The organism is Corynebacterium sp. ACRQJ, assembly GCF_022346045.1.
GTDB classification, from domain to species: domain Bacteria; phylum Actinomycetota; class Actinomycetes; order Mycobacteriales; family Mycobacteriaceae; genus Corynebacterium; species Corynebacterium evansiae.
This window is the reverse complement of record NZ_JAKRMT010000001.1, coordinates 41,974-53,087: the sequence shown is the minus strand read 5'-3', so window position 1 is coordinate 53,087 and position 11,114 is coordinate 41,974. Positions and strand designations below refer to the sequence as shown.

At 63.2% G+C, this 11,114-nt stretch carries 9 protein-coding genes; 8 read left to right on the top strand and 1 reads right to left on the bottom strand.

The features are described 5' to 3' along the window. Positions 1 to 100: 100 nt before the first annotated feature. From MHX52_RS00235 to galE, 6 genes are all read left to right on the top strand, one after another. Complete coding sequence (locus MHX52_RS00235) at positions 101 to 478, top strand: DUF3099 domain-containing protein (RefSeq protein WP_239315953.1); 378 nt, start codon at positions 101 to 103, stop codon at positions 476 to 478. A 45-nt stretch (positions 479 to 523) separates the two neighbouring features. After that, positions 524 to 2,173, top strand: coding sequence for a methyltransferase (locus tag MHX52_RS00230; RefSeq protein ID WP_239315951.1), 1,650 nt, complete (start codon positions 524 to 526; stop codon positions 2,171 to 2,173). A 67-nt stretch (positions 2,174 to 2,240) separates the two neighbouring features. Beyond that, a complete protein-coding gene (gene dtd, locus MHX52_RS00225) occupies positions 2,241 to 2,711 on the top strand; it encodes a D-aminoacyl-tRNA deacylase (RefSeq protein WP_239315949.1) in 471 nt (156 codons plus the stop codon). 232 nt (positions 2,712 to 2,943) lie between these two features. Beyond that, positions 2,944 to 3,975 (top strand): RNA polymerase sigma factor SigB, encoded by a 1,032-nt coding sequence (locus MHX52_RS00220; protein ID WP_035003751.1) that lies wholly within the window; start codon positions 2,944 to 2,946, stop codon positions 3,973 to 3,975. Positions 3,976 to 4,074: 99 nt separating this feature from the next. Next, positions 4,075 to 4,797 carry a metal-dependent transcriptional regulator gene (locus tag MHX52_RS00215; RefSeq protein WP_035003749.1) on the top strand — a complete coding sequence of 241 codons (723 nt, stop codon included), beginning with the start codon at positions 4,075 to 4,077 and terminating at the stop codon, positions 4,795 to 4,797. 13 nt (positions 4,798 to 4,810) lie between these two features. After that, on the top strand, positions 4,811 to 5,845 hold the full coding sequence (galE, locus tag MHX52_RS00210) for a UDP-glucose 4-epimerase GalE (protein ID WP_192816638.1): 1,035 nt from the start codon (positions 4,811 to 4,813) through the stop codon (positions 5,843 to 5,845). Here the strand turns inward: galE and MHX52_RS00205 are convergent. After that, a complete protein-coding gene (locus MHX52_RS00205; RefSeq protein WP_080971967.1) occupies positions 5,802 to 7,301 on the bottom strand; it encodes a DUF4192 domain-containing protein in 1,500 nt (499 codons plus the stop codon). The two genes, galE and MHX52_RS00205, sit on opposite strands and share 44 nt — an antisense overlap. 217 nt (positions 7,302 to 7,518) lie before the next feature. Between MHX52_RS00205 and MHX52_RS00200 the strand changes: the two genes are divergently transcribed. Further along, on the top strand, positions 7,519 to 8,538 hold the full coding sequence (locus tag MHX52_RS00200) for a PAC2 family protein (protein WP_070487600.1): 1,020 nt from the start codon (positions 7,519 to 7,521) through the stop codon (positions 8,536 to 8,538). A 6-nt stretch (positions 8,539 to 8,544) separates the two neighbouring features. Continuing rightward, entirely contained in the window at positions 8,545 to 11,103 is a 2,559-nt protein-coding gene (locus tag MHX52_RS00195; protein WP_239315947.1) for a DEAD/DEAH box helicase, read from the top strand. Positions 11,104 to 11,114 lie beyond the last annotated feature (11 nt).

Sequence of the window (11,114 nt, the reverse complement as noted above, 5' to 3'; positions counted from 1 at the left end):
GAATCTGCTTGTTTTCCAGCTGCGTACTAGCGTTAGGTCTATGGCTGATGCACGAAAAAGGAAAACGGGAGGTGAATCCCGGACCAAGCGAGCTTCACAGGTGGAAATTATCACCGATGCCAAGAGTTCGCGTTTGCAGGGATGGCACCACCGTCGCAGGCTTTACGCCGTGCTGCAGCTTCTGCGCATTCCCATCCTCGCCCTCGCCGCGTTGGTGATGTTGCTCACCCATAACGCCGCCCTCGCGGTGTGCGTGGCGGCGGTAAGCCTGCCTCTGCCCTGGATCGCCGTGCTGCTAGCCAACGAATCCGGCCAGGTGGACGAGACCACGAACAAGGTCTACAAGCCTGCCCTCGTCCGTGAGCAGCGTCGTGCCCAGCGCGCTGCTCTTGCCGGGGAGACTTCCCGCCCCATGCTGGAATCCAACTCCTCGCACCCGGAGATCATCGAGTACAACCCCGATCAGTCCTCTTCCTAACGCCGATCTAGCGCCCAACTAGCACTGACTCATCAAGGAACTTCAATGCCCGACTTTCCCCTGTGCACGCCCGGTAAAGCCACTGAACAGCTGGTTCGCACCCTAGTCGAGCGAGGATACGGCTCTGTGTTGATCTTGGAGGCGCTCGGCGTGGAGGGAGTGGCCGCCGCCCAATCGGGTTCGCCCGCGGCCGCCACATGGCACCTGTCGCGGCGCGGGTCCGCGGCCGCCCAGCTCGTCGCTGCTGTCTATTTACGACGCCCCCAGCCTGCCGCCTTCTTCCGGGATCTCATCGGGGCCGAGGTGACCTCCGGCTTGGTGGCGGAGAATGCGCTGATCCCCGTGGAGCAGCAATCCGCGCAAGACGCAGATGACAGTGCAGAATTGCTACGCCTGAACCTGGACATCCGGCCTGTCCACCACCCGGCTCACGGTGACACGGAGGTGCTGGTGCTGTCGGATCCGGACGCTTCCTTGGAAGAGCGCGTTCCCGGCCCGGGCCACGTTCCCGGAGTCGGCAACGCTCCCCTGTCACTGCTCAACTCCATCCCCCAGCTGCCTGCAGATGCAAGGGTGCTGGATCTCGGCACGGGCTCCGGCGTACTCGCATTGGTGCTGGCCGCCAACGCCGGAGCCGAGCCGCCAAAAATTTTTGGCAGCGACATCCACGCCCGCGCCCTGGATTACGCCCGCGTGGCCGCCGCTGCACAAGGCCTGGAATCACCGCTGGTCAGCTGGGTGCAGGGCTCCTGGTTCGAGCCCTTTAGCGCTCAGTCCTTCGACGTCATCGTCGCCAACCCTCCCTTCGTCATCGGCCCTTCCGTGGATCTGGATGCGGAAGAAGGGCACGTGTACCGCGACTCCGGCCTGCCACTCGACGCAGCCAGCAAGCTAGTGGTCGAACAATCAGTTCAGCACCTGGCGCCGGGAGGCCACGCGCACCTGCTGATCGGCTGGGCGCTCGGCGAGGAAGGCAGCAATGCTGCCAGCTCCGCCGCCGAACGGATCCTCGGCTGGCTGCCCGACGAGGGCGCCCGCGCCTGGGTTTTGCAGCGCGACGAGGTGGACGTTGCCACTTACGTGACCACCTGGCTGCGCGATGAAAGCATCGATCCCCGGAGCACCGCGGGCCAACTACGAACCACGGAATGGCTGGACTTCTTCGCCCGCCACCAGATCACCCGCATCGGCCTGGGCTGGATCCACATTGAAAAGTTCGAGGGTGCCACCGAGCTGACCGTCGAGTCGCTCGACCATGCGCTACCGGCCGGGGCGTACCTCGGCCTGGAGGCCGCCCAGTGGTTCGCTCGCTGCCGGTGGATCGACCAGCTGGAGGTTCCCGGCCGCTCCGCTGCCACAGCGGTGGCGGAGAGCCGCTACCGGCTGGGACGGGGCGTCATACTAGAAAAAACAGCGAGCGCCACCGACCAGGGGTTCGGCGACGAGAGCGCGCGACTAACCCGCATCGACGGCCCGGGCTGGTCGCACGAGGTCGACGGTGTGCTGGCAACGATTCTGGCAGGGCTCAGCTGGGAGGGGCTAAACCTGCGCGACGTGGCCGAGTTCTATCACGCGGTGCACGGCGACGAGCTGGGGATCAGCGCCGAGGAGCTGGTGGATCAACTGGTGCCGATCGCGGTGGACCTAGTGCGGCACGGAATGATCGTGCCGGAAGATTTGCGTGATCTGTACTAGAGGCAACCTCTAGAACCTGGATGCTCTAGAACCCGGAAAAATTTTTTGGAAGGAAGGCAGAACAACGGTGAAAGCAGTAGTGAGCACAGTCAGCAGTGCAGAGGTGACCGTGGACGGCGAGGTCGTCGGATCGGTACAAGGCCCAGCTCTGCTGGCGCTCGTCGGCATCGGCGTGGCCGACATTGCAGACGAGAGCGTGGCAGAGGCGGCTGTGGAAAAGATGGCGCGGAAGATCGCCGAACTGCGCTTACTGCCCGCTGCTGGCGAGCCATGGGATAGCCCGCGCAATCACTCGGTTGAGGAGGTAGGCGGACAGGTGCTGCTGGTCAGCCAGTTCACGCTCATGGGCGAGACGAAGAAGGGGCGGCGACCTTCCTGGGCGAACGCGGCACCGGGCGAGGCCGCGCAACCGGTGTTCGACCGCATCGCCGAACTACTGCGCCAGCGGGGAATAGTTGTAGAAACAGGCCGATTCGGAGCCATGATGAAGGTCTCTAGCGTAAACGAGGGGCCGTTCACCGTGCTGGTAGAAACGTAGACCGGCCCGCACCGACCCGCATTTCGCCAGTTAGAAGGGCATATTAGCGACCGCATCTGCGGCGAAACGCGACGCTAAACCCTATTGCGGGGGTAAGCACGGTTCCCTCCTAGGGGGTGGGTGGGGAACAATTCATCGAAGATGTCCGTTAACCCCTTAGAGCTTCGGCACAAAACGAGAAAAATCTTGAAGAGCTTGAGCGCTATCGAGCCACGGGAGGCACACCAGCACTATGAAAAACTCCATGATTGATGACGAGTACAACGGCATCAACAGCGGTAAGGGCAACGGCGGTTCGGCCGACGATAGCGATAAAAAGGAAGACAAGGGTCGGCGGCGCGGAAACAACGAGAACCCGTCGGCGGACTTGGTTCGCGTTTACCTCAACGGCATCGGCAAGACCGCGCTGCTGACCGCCGAGGACGAAGTCGAACTGTCGAAGCGGATCGAAGTAGGCCTGTACTCCGAGTACCTGCTGGCCAACGCCGAGAAGCTAACCCGCGCAAAGAAGCGCGACCTGAAGGTTCTCGCCCGCGAGGGCAAGGCAGCCCGCAGCCACCTGCTGGAGGCAAACCTGCGCCTGGTCGTCTCCCTAGCGAAGCGCTACACCGGCCGCGGAATGCCGCTGCTGGATCTCATCCAGGAGGGCAACCTGGGCCTGATCCGCGCGATGGAAAAGTTCGACTACACCAAGGGCTTTAAGTTCTCCACCTACGCGACCTGGTGGATTCGCCAGGCCATCACCCGTGGCATGGCCGACCAGTCCCGCACCATCCGCCTTCCCGTCCACCTCGTCGAGCAGGTCAACAAGCTGTCCCGCATCAAGCGGGAGATGTACCAGCAGCTGGGCCGCGAAGCCACGAACGAAGAGCTGTCGGAGGAGTCCGGCATCGAGGAGTCCAAGATCGAGATGCTGCTGAAGCAGTCCCGAGATCCGGTGAGCCTGGACATGCCAGTCGGCAGCGACGAGGAAGCCCCGCTGGGCGACTTCATCGAAGATTCCGAGGCGACTGACGCGGAAACCGCCGTGGTTGCTTCCCTGCGCCACTCCGATGTGCGCGCAGTCCTGGGCACCTTGGAGGAGCGCGAGCAGGACGTGATCAAGCTACGCTACGGCCTGGATGACGGGATGCCCCGCACGCTGGACCAGATCGGCCGTCGCTTCGGGCTGTCCCGCGAGCGCGTCCGCCAGATCGAACGCGAGGTCATGGCGAAGCTGCGCGAAGGCGACCGGGCGGACAAGCTGCGCGAGTACGCGGTTTAACCCCGCTGTAGAACCAGTACCTACACTTCTGCCCCGCTCCCAATGTGGACGGGGCTATAATCGTGAGAAGTCAACAAGCACAGAAAGGGCGTAGCGCACGTGAGGGATCTCGTCGATACCACTGAGATGTATCTCCGAACGATTTACGAGTTGGAAGAAGAGGGCATCCCACCGCTGCGCGCCCGTATCGCCGAGAGGCTCGACCAGTCCGGTCCGACCGTGAGCCAGACCGTCGCCCGCATGGAGCGCGACGAACTTCTGACCGTCGAGAAGGATCGCTCCCTAAAGCTCAGCGCGCAGGGGCGCGCACTGGCCACCGCCGTGATGCGAAAGCACCGCTTGGCAGAGCGCCTGCTTACCGACGTGATCGGCCTGCCGTGGGAAAAGGTGCACGACGAGGCTTGCCGTTGGGAACACGTCATGGGCGACGAGGTCGAGGTCCAACTGGTAAAGGTGCTCAGCGAATACGCCACCTCTCCTTTCGGCAACCCGATCCCGGGGCTGGACGAGCTGGTGGAGGGCATCCCGGAGGCCGAGCGCGCGGAGATGCTGGAGAAGGTTAACGCCCTGCAGGAGGGAACCTCGCAGCGCGCCTCCGACATTGAGCCGTCGGAGCCGATCCAGGTGAAGATCCTCAGCATCAACGAAATCATCCAGGTCGAGTACAAGCTGATGGCTAAGTTCCATGCGCTTGACATGCGCCCGGGCAGCGTTGTGAGCCTGGTTGCCACCGAGGACGGCCTGGAGTTCAGCAACGACAACGGCGCCATGGTAATTCCGGAAGAACTCGGCCACGCCGTGCGAGTGGAGAAGGTTAGCTAATCAGTGCGGTAGCGTGGGGCATGTGAGTAGCATCGATCTTTCCTCTTCTGCCCTATCCCCTTCCTCCCACATTGTCGTCACCGGCGGTGCCGGATATGTCGGCAGCGTGTGTGCCAGCGTGCTGCTGGAACACGGCTTCCGCGTGACGGTCGTCGACGACCTGTCCACCGGCAACGACTACGCCGTGCCAGAGGGCGCTACCTTTGTTCAGGGTGACATCCGCGACGTCATTTCCGACGTCTTCGCAGCCGGTGACGTTGCCGCCGTGATGCACTTCGCCGCCCGCTCTTTGGTCGGCGAGTCGGTGGAAAAGCCGGACATCTACTGGCACCACAACGTGGGAACCAGCTTGTACCTGCTGGATCAGATGCGCGAGCACGGAGTGCAGAACCTCGTGTTCTCCTCCACCGCCGCTACCTACGGGGAACCCGAGCAGGTTCCGATTACAGAGGATATGCCCACCGCCCCCACCAACCCCTATGGCGCATCCAAGCTGGCGATCGACCACATGATCACCTCCTATGCCAACGCTTACGGGCTGGCCGCGACTTCCCTGCGCTACTTCAACGTCGCCGGCGCGTACGGCGACATTGGGGAAAACCACAAGGTAGAGACGCACCTGATTCCGCTGGTGCTGCAGGTAGCCCTCGGCCACCGGGAGCACATCTCCATCTTCGGCACCGACTACCCCACCGCTGACGGGACTGCGGTGCGCGATTACATTCACATTCGGGATTTGGCGGACGCACACCTGCTAGCCGCGGCCTCTAACGCTGCCGGCCAGCACCGCATCTTCAATCTCGGCTCCGGTGATGGTTTTAGCGTACGCCAGGTGATCGACACCTGCCGCGAGGTAACTGGCCACCCGATTCCGGCCGTGGAATCCCCGCGCCGTGCAGGCGACCCCGCCACCCTCATCGCCTCCTCCGCCAAGGCGAAGGCCGAGCTCGGTTGGAACCCGACCCGCTCCGACCTGCATACGATCATTTCGGATGCCTGGGCGTTTAGCGGACAACTGGGTGATAGGTTGCATTCCGCACAGCGTTAACCGCATCCCAGTCCACGGTCTGCAGTAGGCGCTCGTACTCCCAGGCGAGATCAAGTCCGGCATACTCCCGGACTGTGATGTAGCTGCGCTCCGGAACCCAACCGGGTCCCTCTGACGCTCCCGGGTCTCCCGGCTCACCCTGCTTTCGCGGATCATCTGGATCCTCCGCCGCGTCCAGATCCATCTGCACATTCGCCATGACCGTACATGCCGCGCGCACGGCCTTGGACAGCAGCAGCTTGATCTTGCCCCTCTGGTGCGCGTCCAGCGCCGCGATCGCGATGTCCGCGGTGAACTCATCCAAGGCACTGAGCTGTGGCTGCATATCGGACTCATCGGCATCCTCCACGCCACGCAAAATGTCTTCCAGCGCTGCTTCGGGGTCGGCAGCCAGCGCAGCCGGATCGTCGGCGTGCTCCAACAGATCCAGCTTCGCGCACGCATCCTCGGTGTAGAGGTCCGCCTCGAGCTCCTCCAGCAGGCGCGTAAGCGTGTGGTAGGCCAGCACTCCTTCGTCGTTAGCCGACGCCACCAGTGCCAGAATCAACATCACCCGTCGTCGCACCGATCCCGTCGTCCGCCGCGCGGTACTTGCCAACATCTCCCGCAGGATGGCGCTGTTTACACCGAGCGACCATGCGATAACTACCGTGTGCAGAAATTCGTCGCAGCAGATCGCGGCGAGGCTATCGATCAGGTACTCGTCTTCGCACTCCTCCTCCAGCACTCGCTGGCCTTCCGCCACGGCAGCCACCCCGACTAGTACCTGGATCAGGTCGACCGTCGTGGCTTCCCCGCGATCCTGCAACATCCAATCCGGTGCTGCGATGTTCGCGGGATCTAGCCAGCGTTCCATTTCCTCTCTGTCGCCCATGCGGCGCGCACCACTGAGTGCGCTGATGTCCGCCAGCTCGTTGGTTTCCACGCTGGCGACAGTGCCCGTCTCGCCGTCCAACACGTCAGTCCATGCCTCCCCCGTCGCAATTCGCGACACCTCCAATGCCGACTGAACTTCCACACATCCGTCCTGAAGCTGCTTGATGGCGGAGGCTACACAGGCACGCAGGCGATCATCCATGTCGCCGATGGTGAGGATGATGGCCTCTGCCGCTGGGGCGTCACAAAGAATATTGATGAGACCGCGAGCCGCTTCGGTCACAGCGGCGGGGATAAGGTCGCAGCGTAGGACGGGGCCGATGCGGAAACGGCGGTGGTTCTCTGGCAGCGGGGCGGGGCCGGTAGTGCCGGTGTTGATCGGTTCGGTGGGTTCGGTGGAGGCGACGAGGCCGATGATGACCATCGAATCGACGGGCGGGAAGCCCAACAGCGACGGAATGGCCGCAATGAGCTTTCCTTTGTCGGCCCCGAGGTGAACCGAGGGAGCTGGCGTAGCGGAGGTGGCGGGCGCGGGAATAGATTGTGCGTTCTGATCGTTGTGTTCTGGTGAGTTGCTCATACCGCAGATACTCGCCGAGAAAAATTTTCGACGCGGCCGCGGAGGCCGCTGGACTAGGCGTTGCCCCAGGGACCTGTGGATAACTCAAAACTGTGAATACAGCTTTCTAGCTGTTCGAAATACGCGCCGTCTCGGGCTAGGTTGTCCGAACTGCCTGATAGGCTTGGCAGACAGTGCTTGGTTGGACAAGGGTTCCGCCGGAAGGGAGAGCGAAACTATGAATGGTCGCCACGAGCGCAAGGCCGCGGGTCGGATGTACGAGATGGAATACCCGGCTCCGATCCAGTTCGACCGCCCCTCCATTGCGGACGCTACCGCGGGGCTTGGCGGCGCTGAGGACGGCGCCGAAGAGCTACCGATGCTGGTCGCGCTGCAGGGCTATGCCGACGCGGGACAGGCCGTTTCCAGCGCCAGCTCCCACCTGCTAGCCGCCCTGGAACACAGCCCAGTGGCCTCGTTCAAGGTAGACGAGCTGATCGATTACCGCTCCCGCCGGCCCGGTGTGACCATCGATAACTCCAAGGTTGTGGATAGCGACGATGTGCGCCTGGACCTGCACCTTGTGAAGGACACGCAGGGTCGCCCATTCCTGCTGCTCAGTGGACTCGAGCCGGATCTGAAGTGGGGCGCGTTTAGCGATGCCGTGGTGGACCTGGCCCGGCGTGGCCAAGTAGGCATGGTTGCCTCCCTATACTCAGCGCCGATGACGGTGCCGCACACCAGGCCGCTGGTGATCTCCGCGCACGCTTCGGATTCCTCGCTGATCCAGGACTTCCACACCTGGGACTCCCGGATGATCGTCCCGGGCGCGGCCGCGCTGGAGACGGAGAAGAAGCTGAACCGCCACGGGTTCGAGACGATCGGGCTGACCGCCCACGTACCGCACTACATTGCGGCCTCGGACTACCCGGAGGCGACGCTGCGCCTACTGCAGGCCTTCGGGGAAGTCGCGGACCGCGACCTGCCGCTGAAGGCGCTGGAGAAGGAACTGGAGCGGGTGCAGCACCAGCTGCAGGACCAGGTGGAGGACTCCCAGGAGATCGCCACGGTCGTCAGCGCCCTCGAGCACCAATACGACGCAGAGATGGAACGCATGCGTCGCAAGCGAGAGAACAACCTGCTGAAGCCGGGCCAGGACATCCCAACCGGCGAAGAGCTGGGCGCGGAGTTCGAGGCGTTCCTGCAGAACATGTCCGACGAGAACCGCGCTGACTCCGACGAGCAAGAGGATAACTAGAAAACAGTGGGTATTGCCGCCGAACTAGCAGAACTACTTCCGGACCTGGACGAGGTTCCAGAGTCGCTAATCGACGACGCAATTCTGGAATCCTTCCTCGGCTGGACGCGCGACCGCGGCATTAGCCTCTACCCCGCCCAAGAGGAGTCGGCCACCGCGCTGGTCGCCCAAGACAACGTCATTCTGGCCACCCCCACCGGCTCGGGCAAGTCCATGGTCGCCATCGCCGCGCACTTTATCGCCATGGCACGCAAGCAGCGCAGCTTCTACACCGCGCCGATCAAGGCCCTGGTGAGCGAGAAGTTCTTCGACCTTTGCCAAACCTTCGGCCCGGAGAATGTCGGGATGATGACTGGTGACGCCACAGTGAATGGTGGGGCACCGATCATCTGCGCCACCGCCGAAATCGTTGCCAACATTGCCCTGCGCGATGGTGCGAAGGCGAAGATCGACCAGGTAGTGATGGACGAGTTTCACTACTACTCCGAGCCGGATCGCGGCTGGGCCTGGCAGGTTCCGCTGCTGGAACTCCCCAATGCGCAGTTTCTTTTGATGAGCGCCACCCTGGGCGATACGAAGTGGCTGGAGGATGACCTCACTGAGCGCACGGGCCGGCAGACCACCCTGGTGACGGGCACCACCCGGCCCGTGCCGCTGGACTTTCACTACGTCTACACCCCCGTCCACGAGACGGTGGAAGAGCTGATCAGCGACGGCAAGTCGCCGATCTACATAGTCCACTTCACCCAGCGCGAAGCCATCGAGCGTGCCCAGGCCTTGACCAGCATGAAGCTGGTGAACGACGAGGCAAAGGCCGCCATCGCCGAGGAGATCGGCGACTTCCGCTTCACCTCCGCCTTCGGCAAGACCCTTTCCCGCCTGCTGCGTAAGGGCATCGGCGTGCACCACGCGGGTCTGTTGCCGAAGTATCGTCGCTTGGTCGAGCGGCTATCCCAGAAGGGCTTGCTGAAGATCATCTGCGGCACCGACACCCTGGGCGTGGGCATCAACGTGCCGATCCGCACCGTACTGATGACGGGGCTTACGAAGTACGACGGGGTGAAGCACCGCGTGCTGAAGTCCCGGGAGTTCCACCAGATCGCTGGACGTGCGGGCCGAGCGGGCTACGACACGGAAGGCACCGTCGTGGTCCAAGCCCCGGAACACGAGATCGAAAACTTCCGCCTCCGTCAGCGCGCGGGAAGCGACCCGAAGAAAATCAAGAAGCTGCGCAAGCGTTCGGCGCCGGAAGGCCAGGCGACCTGGAGCGAGTCGACCTACGAGCGGCTCACCCACGCGGAGCCGGAGGAGCTGACCAGCCAATTCCGCATGAGCAACTCGATGCTGCTGAACGTGGTCGCCCGCGACCAGTGGACCTTTGAGTCGCTCAAGCACCTGTTGCGCACCAACCACGACACGCGATCGAAGCAGAACAAGGCCATCCTGCGAACGATCGAGCTGTATCGCGGGCTTATCAACGCCGACGTTGTCGAGGAGTATGCGGCCGATACGCCCAGCGGCAAGGATGCACGCCTGACCGCGGACTTAAGCCGCGACTTCGCGCTGAACCAGCCGCTCTCCCCCTTCGCTTTGGCCGCCCTGGAGCTGCTGGATCCGGAGTCCGAAACCTTCGCCCTGGACGTCATCTCGACGTTTGAGGCCGTGCTAGAGGATCCCCGACAAGTGCTTATAGCCCAGCAGAAAGCGGAGCGGGGTGAGGAGATCGCGGCGCTAAAGGCAGAGGGCGTCGATTACACCGAACGCATGGCCATCGTCGAAGACATCACCTGGCCCATGCCGCTGGCCGACGAGCTAGACCAGGCATACGACACCTTCTGCGAGGGAAACCCGTGGGCCCGGGACTTCCAGATCAGCCCGAAATCCATCGTGCGTGACATGGTGGAAAAGGCCATGACCTTCTCCGACTTCGTGTCCACCTACGGGCTCGGCCGCTCCGAGGGCGTGGTGCTGCGCTACCTGACGGACGCTTACCGCACGCTGGAGCACTCGGTGCCGGAGAGCTACCGCTCCGAGGAGTTTGACGACATCCTCGTGTGGCTGGGCGAACTGATCCGCCAGGTCGATTCCTCCCTCATCGACGAGTGGGTGCAGATGGCCGACCCGGATGCCCCGCTGACCGAGGATCAGGTCGCCGAGCACGCCTATGGGGTGGAGGATACGAACCTGCTGTCCGCCAACCCGCAGGCTCTGACCCGCATGGTACGCAACTACTTCTTCCGCCACGTGGAGCTCTTCGCCTTCGAAAAAGAGCGCGAGCTTGCGGAGATGGACGAATACCTGGACTCGCCGCCGGACTGGCCCGCCGCGATGGACGACTACTTCGACGAGTATGCGGATGTTGGTGTGGACGCCGCCGCGCGGTCAAATAAGAACATCCTCATCAAGCGAGGCACCGGCTCCGAGGCCGGAAGCTGGTTCGTCCGTCAGATCATCGACGATCCGGAAGGCGACCACGGCTGGGCGCTGGAAGGTGTGGTGGACCTCGCCGCGACGGACGAGGCCGGTGAGATCCGCCTGTCGGAGCTCACGATCGTGCAGGGATAGCCCGCAGGTTT